17 protein-coding genes are annotated in these 16,728 nt (G+C 67.5%); 13 read left to right on the forward strand and 4 right to left on the reverse strand.

The genetic code is table 11. The annotated features are described in order from the left end of the window. Complete coding sequence (locus tag CAL29_RS22155; RefSeq protein WP_094855151.1) at positions 1-1,260, reverse strand: iron-containing alcohol dehydrogenase family protein; 1,260 nt, start codon at positions 1,258-1,260, stop codon at positions 1-3. A 231-nt stretch (positions 1,261-1,491) separates the two neighbouring features. Here CAL29_RS22155 and CAL29_RS22160 point away from each other — a divergent pair, with 231 nt between their 5' ends. Next, a complete protein-coding gene (locus CAL29_RS22160; RefSeq protein ID WP_094855152.1) occupies positions 1,492-2,397 on the forward strand; it encodes a LysR family transcriptional regulator in 906 nt (301 codons plus the stop codon). A gap of 12 nt (positions 2,398-2,409) precedes the next feature. On the opposite strand, the gene CAL29_RS22165 is transcribed toward CAL29_RS22160, so the two are convergent. Further along, positions 2,410-3,309 (reverse strand): LysR substrate-binding domain-containing protein, encoded by a 900-nt coding sequence (locus CAL29_RS22165; RefSeq protein WP_094855153.1) that lies wholly within the window; start codon positions 3,307-3,309, stop codon positions 2,410-2,412. Between the two features lie 173 nt (positions 3,310-3,482). Between CAL29_RS22165 and ehuB the strand changes: the two genes are divergently transcribed. Genes ehuB through CAL29_RS22185 form a run of 4 tightly spaced genes read left to right on the forward strand, consistent with a single transcriptional unit; the run spans position 3,483 to position 6,769 of the window. After that, positions 3,483-4,379 (forward strand): ectoine/hydroxyectoine ABC transporter substrate-binding protein EhuB, encoded by an 897-nt coding sequence (ehuB, locus tag CAL29_RS22170; RefSeq protein WP_094855154.1) that lies wholly within the window; start codon positions 3,483-3,485, stop codon positions 4,377-4,379. A gap of 28 nt (positions 4,380-4,407) precedes the next feature. Continuing rightward, the gene (locus CAL29_RS22175) at positions 4,408-5,067 is read left to right on the forward strand and encodes an amino acid ABC transporter permease (RefSeq protein WP_094855155.1); all 660 of its coding nucleotides are present in this window, start codon (positions 4,408-4,410) and stop codon (positions 5,065-5,067) included. Continuing rightward, entirely contained in the window at positions 5,057-5,716 is a 660-nt protein-coding gene (gene ehuD / locus CAL29_RS22180; RefSeq protein ID WP_094855156.1) for an ectoine/hydroxyectoine ABC transporter permease subunit EhuD, read from the forward strand. Before CAL29_RS22175 ends, ehuD begins: the two co-directional genes overlap by 11 nt. Positions 5,717-5,770: 54 nt before the next feature. After that, entirely contained in the window at positions 5,771-6,769 is a 999-nt protein-coding gene (locus CAL29_RS22185; RefSeq protein ID WP_094856827.1) for a succinylglutamate desuccinylase/aspartoacylase family protein, read from the forward strand. A 72-nt stretch (positions 6,770-6,841) separates the two neighbouring features. Here CAL29_RS22185 and CAL29_RS22190 read toward each other — a convergent pair whose 3' ends face one another. Beyond that, positions 6,842-7,960 carry an autotransporter outer membrane beta-barrel domain-containing protein gene (locus CAL29_RS22190; protein ID WP_143277717.1) on the reverse strand — a complete coding sequence of 373 codons (1,119 nt, stop codon included), beginning with the start codon at positions 7,958-7,960 and terminating at the stop codon, positions 6,842-6,844. Positions 7,961-8,233: 273 nt separating this feature from the next. Between CAL29_RS22190 and CAL29_RS32195 the strand changes: the two genes are divergently transcribed. The 7 genes from CAL29_RS32195 (at position 8,234) to CAL29_RS22215 (ending at position 15,458) form a co-directional block, all read left to right on the forward strand. After that, entirely contained in the window at positions 8,234-8,815 is a 582-nt protein-coding gene (locus tag CAL29_RS32195) for a hypothetical protein (protein WP_143277718.1), read from the forward strand. 228 nt (positions 8,816-9,043) lie between these two features. Next, positions 9,044-9,442 (forward strand): hypothetical protein, encoded by a 399-nt coding sequence (locus CAL29_RS32200; RefSeq protein WP_306430694.1) that lies wholly within the window; start codon positions 9,044-9,046, stop codon positions 9,440-9,442. Between the two features lie 86 nt (positions 9,443-9,528). Then, positions 9,529-9,681 carry a hypothetical protein gene (locus CAL29_RS32205; protein WP_306430695.1) on the forward strand — a complete coding sequence of 51 codons (153 nt, stop codon included), beginning with the start codon at positions 9,529-9,531 and terminating at the stop codon, positions 9,679-9,681. 961 nt (positions 9,682-10,642) lie between these two features. Further along, the gene (locus tag CAL29_RS22200) at positions 10,643-10,969 is read left to right on the forward strand and encodes a putative signal transducing protein (RefSeq protein WP_094855159.1); all 327 of its coding nucleotides are present in this window, start codon (positions 10,643-10,645) and stop codon (positions 10,967-10,969) included. A 218-nt stretch (positions 10,970-11,187) separates the two neighbouring features. Next, the gene (locus CAL29_RS22205) at positions 11,188-11,694 is read left to right on the forward strand and encodes an RNA polymerase sigma factor (RefSeq protein ID WP_094855160.1); all 507 of its coding nucleotides are present in this window, start codon (positions 11,188-11,190) and stop codon (positions 11,692-11,694) included. Positions 11,695-11,815: 121 nt separating this feature from the next. Beyond that, positions 11,816-12,886, forward strand: coding sequence for a FecR family protein (locus CAL29_RS22210; protein WP_094855161.1), 1,071 nt, complete (start codon positions 11,816-11,818; stop codon positions 12,884-12,886). Positions 12,887-13,070: 184 nt separating this feature from the next. Further along, positions 13,071-15,458: a TonB-dependent siderophore receptor gene (locus tag CAL29_RS22215; protein WP_094855162.1), complete on the forward strand. Its 2,388-nt coding sequence runs from the start codon at positions 13,071-13,073 to the stop codon at positions 15,456-15,458. A gap of 59 nt (positions 15,459-15,517) precedes the next feature. On the opposite strand, the gene CAL29_RS22220 is transcribed toward CAL29_RS22215, so the two are convergent. Next, entirely contained in the window at positions 15,518-16,384 is an 867-nt protein-coding gene (locus CAL29_RS22220) for a LysR family transcriptional regulator (RefSeq protein WP_256977669.1), read from the reverse strand. 6 nt (positions 16,385-16,390) lie between these two features. Here CAL29_RS22220 and CAL29_RS31680 point away from each other — a divergent pair, with 6 nt between their 5' ends. Further along, complete coding sequence (locus tag CAL29_RS31680; protein ID WP_179284077.1) at positions 16,391-16,714, forward strand: hypothetical protein; 324 nt, start codon at positions 16,391-16,393, stop codon at positions 16,712-16,714. The last annotated feature ends 14 nt before the right edge of the window (positions 16,715-16,728 follow it).

Raw genomic sequence — 16,728 nt, forward strand, 5'->3', positions numbered from 1 at the left:
TCAGAACGCGGCGCGCAGGATGGCCAGTGCGTCGGCCTGGCCGACGGGCCGGGGATTCAGGGCCAGCCCGCGCTCCGTCATGACGCGCTCGGCCAGCGCCGGCAGGCCGTCCGCCGGCACGCCCAGGTCGCGCAGGCGGACCGGCAATGCGTGGCGGCGTTGCAGGTCTTGCAGCCACGCGCGCAGCGATGCGTGGGGCGCCGTGCCGGGGGAGGCGGCCCGGTTGACCGCCGCCAGCGCCGGCGCCAGCCGCGCGGCCACGGCGGGGTCCGCTTCGTTGTAGGCGACGGCGTGCGGCAGCACCACGCTGTTGACCGCGCCATGGCCCAGCCGATAGCGCGTCGCCACCACATGGCAGATCGCGTGGTGCAGACAGCTACGCGCCATGGCCAGCACCATGCCGCCCAGGTGGGCGGCGGCAAGAAGGGCGCGGCGCCGGCGCGCCGTCTCATCGGCTGGCCGCTGCCCGCCCGCCGCCCCGCCGGCATTGGCATGGGGAGCGTCGTGGGAATTGGCATCGTGGTCGGCGGCGTCGCCGTCCAGCGCATCCTGGAACAGGCGCAACGCCTGCACGGCCAGCGCGTCCGACACCGGGGAGCGGCCGCTCGAATACAGGCCTTCCAGGCAATGCGCGATGCCGTTCATCGCGCTCTGGCTCAGCAGCGCCGGCGGCACGTCCTCGGCCAGCTCGGGATCGATGAGCAGCGTGGAAGCCGACACCTGCCGGTTCCAGAACATCAGCTTGTGGCCCTGGCCGTCGGCCACGCCGAAGGAACAGGTCGCCTCGGCCCCGGAAGCCGTCGTCGGCAGGGCGACGATGGGCAACTGGCGCCGCACCCGGCGCGGGATGTAGACGCCGCGCGGCGGTTCGTAGCGGGTGACGTGATCGGCCAGTTCACCGCCCTCGGCCAGCAGCAGCACCAGCGCCTTGGCGCTGTCGGCCACGCTGCCGCCGCCTATCCCCACCACGCAGTCCGCGCCGAAATCGCGCGCCCGCGCCGCCAGGTCCGTCACCAGGCCGACGTTCGAGTGGGGCGGAATCCCCGCCAACTCCAGGTGCGCCAGGTCGCGCCATTGCGACGCCAGGGCGGCGTAGCGCGGCGTCGCGGCGATGCGGTCCTGCGTCAGGATCAGCGGCCGCCGGCAATCCAGCGCATCGAGTTCGGCGCGCAGCCCGGCGGCGACGCCGTCGCCGAAGCGCACGTGGGTGCCGTAGAGGTGATAGTCGAAGCTGGCATGGTCCAATAGCGGGCCGCTCATCGTCTCTCGCGCGGTCTTGTCGAAGGGGAAAAGCGCTCGGCCTTCCGCGGTTTTTGTCGCGCCGGGAATCGCCCGGGTCTCCGTCCGGGCCGGCGCTGGAGAAGAAACAGTGTATGCAGCGCCAGGAATCGGCGACACTAGCGAAAAACGAAATGATTTTTTCCAGATTGGAAAAAGTGCCGCCCCTGCCGCCCGCCGGCGCGGCGGGCGCGAACCGCGAGTGGAGACTGCGTGAACCTGATCGACTGCCTGGACGTCTTCGTCGAGGTCGGCAAGAGCCTGAACTTCTCGAAGGCGGCCGAAAGCCTGGGCGTGAGCAACTCGTCCGTGACCAAGAAGATCGCCTGGCTGGAGGCGCATTTCGAGGTCCAGCTACTCAACCGCAACACCAAGCACGTGAGCCTGACCGAAAGCGGCCGCCTGCTGCTGGAGAACGCGGACATGCTGGCGCAGAGCGTGCGCGGCCTGAAGGAGCTGGTGCAGGGCCCGGTGCGCACCGCCAGCGGCCGCATCCGGCTGGGCACGCCGCCTTTTTTCGGCGCGGTGCACCTGGTGCCCGCCATCGAGGACTTCCTGCGCCGCTACCCGTCCATCAAGGTGTCGCTGCTGCTGGACGACGGCCGCAGCGACCTGATCGCCGAGAACCTGGACCTGTCGGTGCGCATCGCCCCCCGCCTGAAGGACACCAACCAGATCGCCTATCGCATCACCGTGGTGCCGCAGGTGCTGGTGGCGACGCCGGCCTACCTGCGAGCCCATGGCGAACCGCGCACGCCGCGCGACCTGGAGCGGCACAACTGCCTGGTCCACCACCTCAAGGCGCCCACCGGCCACTGGACCTTCACCGACGGCCAGCGCAACGCCCACGTGGTGCGCGTCAACGGCAGCTTCAGCTCCAATCTCGGCGAGTCGATACAGAACCTGGTCAAGCTGGACCACGGCATTTCCATGCACCCGCGCTACATGGTGGAGAACGACATCGCCGACGGCACGCTGCGGGTGGTCCTGCCGGAATACGAGGCCGAGGGGCTGGACATCTACGCCATCGTGCAGACGCGGCGCAACCTGCCCAACAAGGTGCGTCTGTTCGTCGAGCACCTGCGCGCCTGGTTCCGCGACGCGGACTGGAAGCGGTGAGGCGCGCCGCGCTCAGGCGGTGATCATCTCCAGCTCGCGCGCGGCGTGCTGGAGATGGGCCACGCAGTCGCGCACGATGCGCGAGGGCCGCCGGTTGGTCGGAAACAGGATCAGGGTGCGGAAGTGCACGGCGGGGACGAAGGGCCGCAATATCAACCCCTGCGGCACGAATCCCCTGGCCGTCAAGGGATTGACCAGCCCGCAGCCCAGGCCGGCCAGCGCCATGGCGCAGACCGTGATGGAGAACGGCGTTTCCAGCACCAGCCGCGGCTGGACGCCCTGCGCGCGCAAGATCTCGTCGGCCTCGCGCCGCGTAGTGTCCTGCGGCGCCAGCGCGATGAAGGGAACGCCGTGCAGGTCCCGCGGCCGGATTTCCCGCCTGGCGGCCAGCGGGTGGCCCGGCGGCACGGCGAGCATCGCGCGCACCTTGCCGAAGGGCTTGGCGTCCACCATCGTCGAATCGATCTCGTCGGCCGCCAGCCCCACGTCGAACTGGCCGGTGTCCATCAGCTCGCGCACTTCGGCCGACATGCGCGACTGGTAGGTGATCGCGACATCCGGATGCTGCAACTGGAAGCGGCGCAAGGCCAGCGGCAGCAAGGTGGTGCTCAAGGCCGACAGCGAGGCGATGCGCAGTTCGCCGGTGCCGAAGTCGCGGATGCGCGCGGCGGCGTTGCGCAACTGGACCATCCCGATGAAGGACTGGCCCACTTCGCGGAACAGCAACTGCCCTTCCGGCGTCGGCACCATGCGCCCCTTGATGCGGTCGAACAGCGCGAAGCCCACCGACCGCTCCAGCTCCTGGATCGCCTTGCTCACCGCCGGTTGCGAGATGCGCAGCACTTCCGCGGCGCGCGAGGCCGTCTGGTTGAGCATGACCGAATGAAAGACCTCAATCTGCCGCTGGTTCATTTTTTCCCCCTCGCGGCCCTATAACCTGAGCGAATAGACTGGCCGATTTTTAATATTATACGGAATAAAGGACGGGTGCTGTAATGCCTTCGGTTTCGTCTTGCCCAGCTAGGGGCACGCGTGGCCTGAAGGCACGGCCGCGCCACCACCGCCTGACTTCAAGGGGAATAGAAATGCATAAACAAGCGCGCATTTTTCATCGGCTCTACCGCGCCGCTGCCGCCGCCGCGCTGGCGCTGGCCTGCGCGGGCCTTGCCGGCCCGGCGGCGCAGGCCGCCACCGCGCAGGAAACCCTGGCGCAAAAGGGCAGCGTCACCATCGGCATCCACAACCGGGCGCCGTGGGGCTACCGCGACGAGCAGGGCGAGGCCGTGGGCTTTCACCCGGACCTGGTGCGCGCCGCGCTGGCGCCGCTGGGCGTGAAGAAAATCGAATTCGTGGTCAGCGAATTCGGCGCCCTGATCCCCGGCATGATGGCGCACCGCACCGACATGATCGCCTCCGGCATCGCCATCACGCCGCAGCGCTGCAAGGCGGTGATCTTCAGCGAGCCCGACCTGGCCGTGGGCGACAGCCTCATCGTCGCCGCCGGCAATCCCTACAAGATCCACAGCTACGCCGACATCACGGCCAATCCCAAGATACGCCTGGGCGGCGGCCGCGGCACGCTGAACACCAAAAACGCCATCGATGCCGGCGTCCCGCAGGAGAGGATCACCCAGTTCCAGGACACCGAGGCGCTGGTCTCGGCCGTCATCGCCGGCCGCATCGACGCCGCCACGCTGTCCGCGCCCAGCGTGGTGTCGGTCCTGCAGGATCCCAAGGTCAAGGGCGTCGAGCGCGCCCTGCCCTTCACGGGCCTGGTGCGCAACGGCGTGCCGGCGGCCATGTACACGGCCATCGCCTTCCGCCCCGAGGACACTGCCCTGCGCGACCTGTACAACCAGCGCCTGGCCCAGCTCAAGGCCGACGGCACGGTGCGCAAGATCATGGCGAAGTACGGTTTCACCGATGACGACGTCGCGCCCCCGGCGGTGACCACCCAGGCCGTCTGCGACGGCAAGTACTGAGCGCGGCGCGCCGGAGGGAGACGCTGCCATGGAGTTCCTGACGACGCTGGGCAGTATTTTCGAGGGCTTGCGCATCACCGCCCTCGTCACGGCCTGCGGCATGCTTTACGCGGTTCCCTTCGCGCTGGTGTTCGGCGTGCTGCAGTACTTCACGCGAGGCGCCGCGCACACGGCGGTCACCGCGATCATCGAGTTCTGGCGCAGCTCCCCGGTCATCATCCTGCTGTTCATGCTGTATTACACGCTGCCCAATTTCGGCATCGTGCTCTCCAGCGTGGCGGTGGGCGCCATGGCGCTGGGGCTGAATATCGGCGGCTATGGCAGCCAGGCGGTGCGGGCGGCCCTGCAATCGCTGGACCGCGGCCAGGTGGAGGCCGGCCGGGCCCTGGGCATGAGGCGCATGCAGATCCTCGTGGCCATCGAACTGCCGCAGGCCTTCGCGGCGATGACGCCGACCTTCGTCAACCAGTTCATCCAGCTCGTCAAGGGCACCGCCCTGGTGTCGCTGATCGCGCTGACCGACATGACCTTCCGCGCCAAGCAGATCTCGCAGCTCGAGTACGCCCCGGCGCGCATCTATACGGCGCTGCTGGTGGCGTACTTCATCGTCTGCTATCCGGCCACCATCTTCGGCCGCTGGCTGGAACGCCGGGTCAGCGCCGGGCAAAGGGGCAATCGTGAATTTTGACCTGTCCTTCGCGGTATCCGTCATGCCGGCCATCCTGCGCGGGCTGTGGACCACCATCTGGGTGGCGGCGGCCGCCAGCGTGGGTTCGGCGCTGCTGGGATTCGTCCTGGAAATGCTGCGCCGGTCCAACCGCTGGCTGGGCTACGCCATGCGCTTCGTCATCGACTTCATCCGGTCCACGCCCGTCCTGGTGCAGCTCTATTTCCTGTACTTCGTGCTGCCGCAATACGGCGTCACCCTGCCGGCGCTGGTGGTCGGCGTGCTGGGGTTGAGCGTGTACTACAGCGGCTACCTGGCCGAGGTGTTCAAGGGCGGCATCGAGTCCATCCCGGCCGGCCAGTTCGCCGCCGCCAAGGCGCTGGGGCTGGGCCGGCTGGACGCGATGCTGTACGTCATCGCGCCGCAAATGCTGCGCAATATCGCCGCGCCCATGGCCAATTATTTCGTGTCGGCGCTCAAGGCCACGCCTTACCTGGCCGTGATCTCGGTGCCGGAAATGCTGGGACTGGCGATGGAGGTCGGCTCGGACACCTTCCGCTATGCCGAGCCCATGGTCTCGGTGGGCGTGATCTTCCTCATTCTGGCGGTGGCCATGGCGCAGGCGGTGCGCGTGCTGGAAAACCGCCTGCTGGCGCCGACCCGCCAATGAACTCCCTAACGAATTATGCGGCCGGACTATTGCACCGCCCTCAAGGAAAGCGTCATGTCTGAAGCAAGCAGGGTCTGGAGCGCCATCGATTTCAACGCGGACGGCAAGCAGTCGGATTACATGCGGGTGCCGTATTCCTCAGACAAATCCGCCTATGGGTGGATACCCGTGCCCCTGGTCTGCATCCGCAACGGCGCCGGGCCGACCATCCTGCTGACGGCGGGCAATCATGGCGACGAATACGAAGGACAGGTGGCCTTGCTGCGCCTGGCGCGCGAGCTGGACGCGGCCGCCGTGCGCGGCCGCATCCTCATCGCGCCTGCCTTGAATTTCCCGGCGGTCGCGGCCGGGCGGCGCACCTCGCCCATCGACGCGGGCAATCTCAACAGGCTGTTCCCCGGCGAGGCCAATGGCGCGCCGACGGCGATGATCGCGCACTACGTGCAGACCGTGTTGTTTCCGCTGAGCGACATGGCGATCGACCTGCATTCCGGCGGCAAGTCGCTGGAATACACGCCCTGCGCGCTGGCGCGCCATGGCCGCGACGCGGCGGCGCAGGCCGGCATCGTCGAACTGCTGGGCGTCTTCGGCGCCCCGCTCAGCATCCAGACCACCGGCGAAGGCGGCGGCGCCTCCACCACGCTCTATGCGGCGGCCACCCAACGGGGCATACCCGCGCTGACCACGGAGCTCGGCGGCGGCGGCACGCTAAGCCCGCCGGGCTTGCGGGTCGCCGAACAGGGCGTGCGCCGCGTGCTCAAGCACTACGGGTACGCGCCCGATCTGGAGGCCGAGGCCGCGCCGCCGCTACGCCTGATGCGGTCGCAGGGACGGGACCACTTTCTCTACGCGCCGGAAGACGGCCTGTTCGAGCCGCTCGTCGCCGTGGGCAGCGAGGTGGCGGCGGGGCAGTTGGCGGGCTATCTGCATCCTTATCACACGCCGCTGCGCGAGCCGGCGGCGCTGCGTTTCCCGGCCAGCGGCGTGGTGTCCTGCCGCCGCTTCCCCACGCTGACCGAGCGCGGGGACTGCCTGTACAACCTGGTGGCCTGAGCTGCCCACGGCTCTGCGGCGCTGCGGCTCTGCGGCTCTGCGGCTCTGCGGCTCTGCGGCATTGGGCAGGCGCTAGAACCGCCAGTTCAGGTTGATGCTGGCCGAGTGGTCGCGATTGCCGCCGCCGAACTGGCCCGCATAGTTGACGCCCAGGGCGGCGAGCTTGCCGACGCGAGCCTTGAAACCCGCCTCCGCCAGCACGCTGTTGCGCGTCACGGGCGCGCCGGTGACGGTGAAGCGGTCGCCGGCGTCGAAGGACATACTGGCCCGCGTCCGCAGGTCGCCCGCGTTGCGGCGCCAGCCCAGCGCGCCCGTCGCCTGGCCCTCGTGCCGGCCCAGCTTCAGGTCTTGCGTGCCGCGCACGCCCAGCGTCACCGTCGTCGTCTCGCTGCGCTGGCGCCGGCCGGACAAGGCCGCGCTGCCGCCGCGTTCGTCGAAGGCGCGGCGGCGGTTGGCGGCATGCGCAAGCCCGACGTAGGGCTGCAAGGTCAGGCCGGACGCCACGGGCATGGCGTAGCCGAGTTCCGAGAACAGTTGGACGGTGTGGGCGCCGTAGTCGCCGCGCAGGTGCTGGTCCAGGCCGCCGCCCGCCACGCGGCGCCGGGTCCGCACGTCGTGCCAGGTATAGGCGCCACCCAGCATCAGGTGGACGGCGCCCGGTCCGGCGAGCACGGCCTTGCCGCCGTAGAGAATGGCGCTGTAGCTGGAGATGGCGGCCGAGGACGCGAGGCCGCGGATACCCAGCCGGCTTTCCACATAGCCCAGCGAACCGCCCAGGCGCCAGCCCGCGCCGGCTTCCTGGTCCATGCCGATGAAGATGCCGCCGTTGTGCTGGCGCCCCTTCGCGCTATGCGCGCGGCCGCCCAGGCGTTGCCAGCTTCCGACGGCTTGCGCCCACGCGGGATAGGCGGCCGGGGACGGCAGGACGCCGGACAAGGGCGGCGTATCGCGGATGCCGGCATCCGCGGTCGGCGCGCCGGGCTGCCGGCCGCTGTACAGGCTTGCGCGCAACTGCGCCAGCGGAAGATCCCGCGCGGGCTCCGCGGATGCCGCATGGCGGCGTCCGCCGTGGCGTGCAATTCTCCCGAGACCGCATCGGTGAAGGAGGCCAGCGCGGCGGGGTCCATTTCCAGGGCGGAGTATGCCGCCTGGGAGACGGGATGCGAGGAAGGCAAGGTGTCGATCGCGCAAGCCACGGATTTTTGATTGGGCGTCGTGACGAAGGCGGCCAAGGGGATGACAACGACGGCGTCCTCGGCCGACTCGTCCGCCTGGGCCAACGACATGCTCTCCGCCACGTCGAGCGGCACGGACGCCGTTTCCTCGCCGGGCGAGGCTTCCGCTTCCGCCTCCGCTTCCGTCTCTACCGCCGCGCCGGATTCTGCTTCTGCAATAGGTTCTGCGTCTGTGCCGGATTCTGCTTCCACGATGGGTTCTACTTGCGCGGCGGGTGCTGCCTCCACGATGGATTCTGTTTTCGCGGCGGTTTCTGCTGCCACGATGGGTTCTGCTTTCACGGTAGTCGGCGCTGCATCGTCATCGGCATCCACAATCATGATCGGCAGCGCGTCATGGCCGCCTTCCACGACCAGGACCGGGGCTGCGCCATCGCTGCCTTTCGCAAACACGACCGGCGCGCGGGCCGCGGCCGATCCCGCGCCGCTATCCGCTTCCGCGATCTCGACCCACCCCGCGCCGCTGCCGGCGCCCCCGGAGGCGCTTGCCTCTGTGCCGCCGCTGACTTCCACGACCACGGTCGACTTCATGCCGCCACCGGCATCCACCACCACGGTCGATTTCTTCCCGCTGCCGGTATTCACGACCACGGACGGCCTTCCGCTATCGCCGGCCCCCGCCGCTGCGATCGTTTTCTCGCCGGCCTTGTCGTCCGCGGCGCCTGTGGCGGCCTTCGGCGTGTTGTCGATGGCCTGCGCGGGCAATACGTCGATCCAGGCGCCGGGCAGTCCCGGGGGCGTATCCCGCGTATCGTTCGCGACCGGTTGTGGAGGCAGGGCAGCGGCTGGAGAGTCCTTCTTCGCGACGTAACGAAGCACGGGAATCCTCATCCCGGTCCTGAGGAATCTCTGCGGTTTTCGGTAGTCATCCAGGCTGGCTTCCGAGCGATGGTGATACGCCGCGTAGGCGGGATCGGTATAGGTCGCATCGATTTGGCGCGGTGAGACGGGACCTGAGGCTGGGATTGTGACTGGGGTTGTGACTGGAGTTGGGGCTGAGGTTGGCACTGCCCCTGCGGAGGGATTGTTCGGCGGCTGATTGCTCGATGGACGATTGCCCGGCGGAAGCTTGCCTGGCAAAAGAGTGCTTGGTGGAAGACTATTTGTCGGAGATGGACTCGGTCGAGAAACCGTCGGCGGAAAGGCAATCGGCGAAGATGCGGTCGGTGGAGATCTGTTCGGTGAAGAACTGTTCGATGAAGAACTGTTCGGTGAAGAGCTATTTGGTGAAGGACTATTCGGCGGAAAACCTGTCGGCAGGGAGCCATGCCGCGGCGGATTGTTCGGCGAGGGATGGTCCGGCGAGGAATTTCTCGGCGGGAGATTTCGCGGCGCGTTTGCCGCGCCTGCATCATCGCCGCGCCGGGCGACAGCCGTATTCCGCCACGCCCCGTTTTCGCCGCCGCGCTGGGCGGACTTCGGCAGGATCTTGATATAGATCCTCTTCCTGTCCTGGGAATAAACCGCGGCGACGTCGTAGTTGTCGGACACGGCTTCGTCGACGAAGGGATCCCAGGCGACCCTGTGAAAGCCCGATTTACCCTGCTTATCCGCGGCAAGCTCGCCGACGGTCATCACGTGCAGCAGTTCCCCAAGTTTCGGCAGGGACGCCACGCCATGCCTGGGCCTGACGCTCAGGATGCCATCATGCACGACCGCTTTTCCATGGACCCGTAGCGTCGGCCTCGCATTGCCGTCGAGCTCGATCTCGATGGCATTGCGCCTGCCCAGGTTCAGGTCGCGGCCAATCTCGTGAGGCCCGTCTTCCTTGAAACCCAGCGAACGCCACGCGCCGGAGAAAACCAGGTCCTTCACCCGCACGCCCTCGTTGCTCAGGTTGAACGACATGTCCGTCGTGTAGACCTGGTTCTCGCGAAACACCTTTGAATTCCATGCCAGGCCGGGACCGGTGAAGCGGTAGCCGGACCGCGCGTCATAGATTTTCGTATCGTCGAAAGTGGTCCTCTTGCCGAGGATATGTTTTCTATCGCGCTGTTGCGCCGATGCCGCCGCATGGGTTTCGCTTTCCCCGATACGCGCCGCTTCCGCCTCGCACGGCCACCCGATCGACACTCCGCATGCCAGGGTCAATCGCGCGCTCAGCGCGGTGAGCCGGGGCGGCGCCCGATGCGCGCGCGCGCCCTCACGCGTAGCGCGCTGACAGGAAGTTCGTAAGGGATATCTGTTGATAGACGCCATGGTGACCACCTGCTCCAATGCTCAGTGAAAGGAATCAATTAACAACTCAACGTGCGCATTCGAGGCGATCAGTAACTCACTAGCCCATATAGTTTCAGGAGCATCAAGATTGATAGAAGCGCATTTCAATAGATATCAAGCGAGGGATATCAAAGGGGCCTGAAGCCACGTTCGGCATGTTCGAAGCATTGGAGGCATTGGAGACATGGAAACATCCGAGACTTTCGAAACGTCCGGCACGCTGGCCCGCATCGCCTGGCCGAATCGGGCGCAAGCCTCCTTTTGAGACGCGTCTGGATGAAAGCCGGCGGCGCCGTTAATATTTCGCCAACTGTCGTCGCGGCAGCCTAGTCCCCCGGGGACGATCCGCCGCGCAATGGACAGCGAAACGCACGGCGGCATCGCGTACAGGCATTGTTCTTCGTCGACGGGAGACCTCATGATCAGGCTGCGGCGCGCGCCCAATCTATTGATCGGCCAGCACTGGATCAATCTGCTGGAACAGGCCCGCATCCCCTGCGAGCTGCACAACCGGTACATGCAAGGCGCCATGGGCGACATCCCCGTCGACCAGTGCGGGCCCGAGGTCTGGGTGGAGAACGAAGCCGACCTGGCCGCCGCGGCGCGCATCATCGACGGCCCCGCGTCCGCGCCGGAAGCCCCGCGGATGCGCTGGCGCTGCGGATGGTGCGACGAATGGCTGGAGCCGCAGTTCACCACCTGCTGGAACTGCGGCGCGTCGTCCACCGGCGTCCAGCACGGATGAGCGCGGATCGAACGCCGAAGGGATAGCTGGGGCATCGTCCCGGGAATCCGACTCCCCCCGCAGCCCTTTGCGATAGACAGCGCCAGACCTCGCGTCCACGGAACAATCGCTGGATGGAGAATCGCTGGAGGGACAACGCTGGATGGAAATGAGAACTATTGTTAATATTTCGCGCGCCTTCCGCGCCGTTGCCGCTTGCTCATTGCCCAGCCTCCCTCATGTCCCGCCACCGCCCTCCCGAATCAGGATGGCTCGCCCATTACCGCGAGCTGCTCGGGACGTGGGTGAAAGGAAATTCCCGGCGGCATGACGCCGAGGACGCCGCGCAGGAATCCATCATCGGCGTCATGGCGCAGGACCACGCGGCGGCGCTCAACCCCAGGGCCTATCTGTATCGCGCGGCGAACAACCGCCTGGTCAGCGAGATCCGCCGCCAGTCCCGCCATGAGACCGTGTCGCTGGAAGCGCTGGCGGACCACGACCATCCGCTGCTGGCCAATCCCGATGCCGACCTACGCGCCAGCGAATTGCTGCGGGCCCTGGAACAGGCGCTGGAACAGCTTCCCCTGAAGAAACGCCAGGCCTATATCCTGCATCGGCTCGAAGGCTACACCCAGCCGGAGATCGCGGCGCGCATGGGCCTGGCGCTGAATACGGTGGAGCGCTACATCATGGACGCCACCCGGGAAATACGTGAAAAATTGCAGATGTTTTGTCCGCCATGACGACGTTCTCGCACGCCGCCAGCCCCGCCCGTAGCAGCGCCATGGTCATCCGCCGCCCGCAAGGGTAAGCTTCACCGCTTGCCCGTCCAACCTCACCGCGCCACCTTGCCGTCCCCGCCTCATGACCGAGCCCGTCCACCCGGATAAACCGACCGATCCCCGCGACGCCGCGGCGTATTGGTTCGCGCGCGTCCGCTCGGACTCGATGAGCGACATGGAGCGCCGGCAATTCGAGGCCTGGCGCCGCGCCGACCCGCTGCACGAAAGGGAATACCGGCGCGCCGAGGGTATCTGGAACGCCGCCCGCCTGATCCCCGCGGACCGGCTGCGCGCGATGATGGAGGAAACGCCGGCAAGCGATCCGGCGACAGGCAGCGCCATCCCCTCGGCCGCGAAGCGCTCCGGGCAGCCGCGGCTCGGCGCCGCGCGGCAGTCCGCGCCGCCCACCCTCGTCCCGCGCCGCCGGCTGATGCTCGGGCTGGGCACGGCCTGTTGCGCGGCGATCGCCGCCGGCGTGGCGCTGCCGCGCTGGCTCGAAACGCCTGGCTACGACCGCGCCTACGGCACCGGCCATGGCGAGCGGCGGCAGGTCGCCCTGCCCGACGACTCGGTCATGGAATTGAATACCGACACCGCGCTGACGGTGCGTATGTACGACGACCGCCGCGTCGTCGAGCTGTCCGCGGGCGAAGCCGCCTTCACGGTCAGCCACAACGCCGCGCGGCCGTTCTACGTCCAGGCCGGCGCGACCACCGTGCGCGTCACCGGCACGCGTTTCGCCGTGCGCCGCGACGGCGGCGCGGTGCAGGTCGCCGTGGAGTCGGGTTCGGTCGAGGTCGCCAACGGTCCCTGGTGGCATCGCGACAAGGCCGCGCTGCGCGGCGGCCAGTCCGTGCGCAGCCGTCCGGAAGGCGGCCTAGCCGCCGTCGAACAGCCGGACGTCGCGTCCTTGCTGGCCTGGCGCCAGGGCCGGGTGATCTTCCGCGACACCCGCCTGGCCTCGGCCGTGGCCGAGATCAACCGCTACGCGCCCGCGCCCATCCAGTTGGCCGACGCGTCCCTGGCGGACATCCGTATCGCCGGCGCCTTCAGCATCGACGACACCGAGGCTTTCCTGGACCTGCTGCCCGGCATCGCGCCGGTGCGCGTCCGCCATCTCGACGACGGCCGCGTATTGATCCAGCGGCGCTGACGTTTACCCAAAACAAGAATAAGAATACATCTTGTTTCAATTTGGCCCCGAATTTCCATCAGGGGTTTCCGATCAGGCGGCGTCTGTTTGTAGAGGCCCCGCTGCCAGCCGGACAGCATGCCGGACCTCGGACCGCGGCGGCGTAGCCTCGCCGCCCTCATGCAACCGCACTGGAAATCGTTTCGTGGATTCACGCTCCGCTGAGTACCTGGCGCAAGGCGCCGCCCCGCGGCAACGCCGCGCCTTGTCCAACGGCCTGACCGCCGTGGCCGCCGCCTTCATGCTGGCCGTCATCCCTCCCGCGCACGCCGCCCCGGCGGACGATGCGCAGGTCTACGTCGACATCGCCGCGCAGCCCCTGGGCGCCGCGCTGATCCAGTTGGCGAACCAGTTTTCCCTGTCGCTGGCCTACTCGCCCGACATCGTCGCCGGCCGCGACGCGCCGCCGGTCGCGGGCAAGCTGACCGTCGACCAGGCGCTGCGGCGTTTGCTGGCCGGCAGCGGCATCGAGTTCAAGCGCGACGGCAGGAACCTGTCGCTGTCGCGCGGCGCGGCGGCCCCGGACGCCACGACGCTGTCGACCGTCACCGTCACCGCGGAATCCGCCGACGCCAGGACCGAGGGCACGGGCTCCTATACGACCAGGAACGTCACCCTGGGCAAGGGCGAAACGCCGCTGCTCGACATTCCGCAGTCGGTCAGCGTCGTCACCCGCCAGCGGATGGACGACCAGAACATGACGACCATCCGCGACGCCCTGCGGCAAGCCACCGGCATCACGACCCGGATCAACGACAACCCCTATCTCAACAACCAGTACTTCGCGCGCGGCTATGCCCTGTCGTCCGAACTCGACGGCGTCCCTTCCTATGGTTCGCTGAACGTCGGCGCGCCGCAATTCGACCTGGCCATGTATGACCGCATCGAGATCATCCGCGGTTCCGCGGGCCTGCTCGAAGGCAGCGGCGAGCCGGGCGGCCTGGTGAACTTCGCGCGCAAGCGTCCGACGGCGGACTTCCAGGCCTCGGGCAGCATTTCGGCGGGCTCCTGGGACTTCTATCATTCCGACCTCGACGTCTCCGGCTCGTTGAACCAGTCGCAAAGCCTGCGCGGCCGGGCCGTCATCGCCGGCACCGACCAGAACCACTTCTACGGCAATTCCAACGCGCAGTCCGCGATGCTGTACGGCATCGTCGAATACGACATCGACCCGTCCACGCTGCTGTCGGTGTCCGGCACGGTGCAGCGCGACGTGCGCAAGGGCATCATGTCGCAACTGCCCGCCTACAGCGACGGCAGCCTGCTGGACATCTCGCCGAAGACCAATCCTTTCCCCGACTGGACCCGCGCCCACCAGAACACCGAGGAAGGCTTCATCGAGTTGAACCACTACTTCCAAAACGACTGGAAGGCGCGCGCCAGCTTCCGCTACCGCCACTCCGACAACAACGTGAAGTACCTGGGCGTGTCCAGCTCGGTCGACCCCACGGACAATACGGCCAGCTATTTCCCCGCCGCGGACAAGACCTCGTTCGGCTGGGCCGGCGCCGACGTCAACTTCAGCGGCCCCTTCCAGCTATTCGGCCGCACCCACCGCCTGCTGATCGGCGCGAACTACGATCGCCTCGACAGCAAGGACAATTATTCCAACGTCGACGGCGGCAGCATCGACTTCGACGAACTGGTGCACCTGCCGGAGCCGGCGCTGCCCTATACCGGCATCTACAAGGTCCGCACCGAGCAATTCGGCGTCTACGGCCAGGGCCGCTTCCAGATCCTCGATCCGCTGACGCTGGTCGTGGGCGGCCGGGTCTCCAACTACAAGGAGTATGTCGGCATCGGCGACTACGGCACCACGCCCGACATGGAGAAGTCGCCGGGCGCGGTTAGCCACAAATTCACCCCCTATGCGGGCCTGATCTACAAGGTCACGCCGGACACCTCGCTGTACGCCAGCTATTCGGACATCTTCGTGCCGCAATCGCAGCTCAGCGCCAGCGGCTCGCCCCTGCCGCCGCGCAGCGGACGGCAGTACGAGGCCGGCGTCAAGAGCAGCCTGTTCGACGGCAAGCTCAACGCGTCGGCGGTCATCTTCAAGCTGCAGGACCGCAACCGCGCCTACTACGTCAGCGACGTCTTCTACTACCGCGCGGCCGGCCGCGTCGACATGAACGGCTTCGAGGCGGAAATCACCGGCTCGCCCCTGCCCGGCTGGGACTTGAGCGCCGGCTACACCTATCTGGACCCGCACTACGAAACCGAGCAGGACGATTTGTCCATGATCACGCCCAGGCACAACGTCAAGCTCTGGAGCAACTACCGCTTCCGGCAGGGCACGGCGCTGGAGAAGTTCAACGTCGGCGCCGGCATCCTGGCCTCCAGCCCCTTGAAGAACGGCACGGCCGACACTCCGGGCTACGTGACCGCCTCGCTGCAGGTCGGCTACCAGTTCAATCCCCGGACCAGCGCCACGCTGACCGTGGACAACGTGCTCGGCAAGACCTACTACCAGTCCATCGGGTACTACGGCAATCCGCGCAGCGTCATGCTGGCCTTGCGCACCCGCTTCTGATCCGCGGCCGCGCGCGGAATGCCGAACGCCGCGCGCACGGTTGGACCCGGCCGCGGCGCTCAGCGCCCCGCCGCCGGCGCTTCCTTGATCACCTGCCGCAAGGCGGTGGCAAAGCGCCGCGCGGTGGTCGACAGCGGGCTGTTCGCCGCGTGCAGCAACTGGATCTTGTGCGGCAGGACAGGATCCGTCGGACGCAGGACGAAATCGCGCTGGAAATCGGGGTGGTAGCCGAACGATTCGATCAGGGCCACGCCGACGCCCTGCCGGACCAGGGCCAGCGCCTCGGGCGTCGCGCGGATCTCGATGTCCGGCTGCAAGGGACTGGCGCCCGAATTCATGAAACGCGCCGCCAGGCGGCCGAACGGGGTCTCCGCTTCGTAGCCGATCAACAGGTGTCCGCGCAGGTCGTCCGCGCGGATGCGCGAGCGCGCGGCCAGGGGATGGCCGCGCGGGATCGCGCAGCCCAGCCAGCCCTCGCCGATTTCCTCGGCGGCGACGTTGGCATTGGCCGGCGGCGACATGGAGGCGATGCCGAAGTCCGCATGCCCCAGCAGGAGATGCGGCAGCAGGATGTCGAAGGCCAGCGGGCGGTAGCGGATCGCCGTGCCGGGGTGCTTCTCGCGAAAGCGCTGGATGGTGCGGGGAATCAGCCATTCGCTGAAGCTGGGACTCGAAACCAGGCTCAGCGTGCCCGTCGCGCCCGACCCCAGGCCGGTGGCCAGGGTATTGAAACGGTTGACGTGGTCGAAGATCTGCTCGGACTCGGCGAACAGCCGCCGCGCTTCCGGCGTCGGCTGCAAGCGCCCCTTGATCCGCTCGAACAGCGGATAGCGCAGGCGGTTCTCCGCCGAGGCCAGGATGCGGCTGACGGCGGGCTGGGTGACGAACAGCATGCGGCCCGCCTCGCTCAGCGAGCCGGTCAGCATCACCGCATGAAAGACTTCGATCTGCCGCAGGCTGAGGGCGGCGCCTTGAGGATGCAGGCCGGCCATGATTCGAGTAATCGGGGAAACGAGTCGGGAATTGTAGGCGGCGGAAGCGCGCGCGTCGCCGGCCGCCGCGATTGGGGCGATTCCTTCCGGCAAATGGGCGGCGAATGGACGACAAACGGGCATGCTGAATTGCTCAGCATCCATAACAAAAAGCGCACCCCGGTTTCCCTGCCGCCCGCCGGGAAGCAAAAAATCCCAATATTTATCAATTACTTAAACAATAAGCGCGGAGGCGATGCCGCGCCGCACCAGGGTCTACCCTGAGATTTACAGCGGCT

It is taken from the genome of Bordetella genomosp. 10, assembly GCF_002261225.1.
GTDB lineage: Bacteria > Pseudomonadota > Gammaproteobacteria > Burkholderiales > Burkholderiaceae_B > Bordetella_C.

What these genes read in the sequence shown, in the direction of transcription:
- CAL29_RS22155 (WP_094855151.1), bottom strand. Translation starts at nt 1,260, where the DNA reads ATGAGCGGCCCGCTATTGGACCATGCCAGCTTCGACTATCACCTCTAC.
- CAL29_RS22165 (WP_094855153.1), bottom strand. Translation starts at nt 3,309, where the DNA reads ATGAACCAGCGGCAGATTGAGGTCTTTCATTCGGTCATGCTCAACCAG.
- ehuB (WP_094855154.1), top strand. Translation starts at nt 3,483, where the DNA reads ATGCATAAACAAGCGCGCATTTTTCATCGGCTCTACCGCGCCGCTGCC.
- CAL29_RS22175 (WP_094855155.1), top strand. Translation starts at nt 4,408, where the DNA reads ATGGAGTTCCTGACGACGCTGGGCAGTATTTTCGAGGGCTTGCGCATC.
- CAL29_RS22185 (WP_094856827.1), top strand. Translation starts at nt 5,771, where the DNA reads ATGTCTGAAGCAAGCAGGGTCTGGAGCGCCATCGATTTCAACGCGGAC.
- CAL29_RS32195 (WP_143277718.1), top strand. Translation starts at nt 8,234, where the DNA reads ATGGATTCTGTTTTCGCGGCGGTTTCTGCTGCCACGATGGGTTCTGCT.
- CAL29_RS22200 (WP_094855159.1), top strand. Translation starts at nt 10,643, where the DNA reads ATGATCAGGCTGCGGCGCGCGCCCAATCTATTGATCGGCCAGCACTGG.
- CAL29_RS22205 (WP_094855160.1), top strand. Translation starts at nt 11,188, where the DNA reads ATGTCCCGCCACCGCCCTCCCGAATCAGGATGGCTCGCCCATTACCGC.
- CAL29_RS22210 (WP_094855161.1), top strand. Translation starts at nt 11,816, where the DNA reads ATGACCGAGCCCGTCCACCCGGATAAACCGACCGATCCCCGCGACGCC.
- CAL29_RS22220 (WP_256977669.1), bottom strand. Translation starts at nt 16,384, where the DNA reads ATGCTGACCGGCTCGCTGAGCGAGGCGGGCCGCATGCTGTTCGTCACC.
- CAL29_RS31680 (WP_179284077.1), top strand. Translation starts at nt 16,391, where the DNA reads ATGAAAGACTTCGATCTGCCGCAGGCTGAGGGCGGCGCCTTGAGGATG.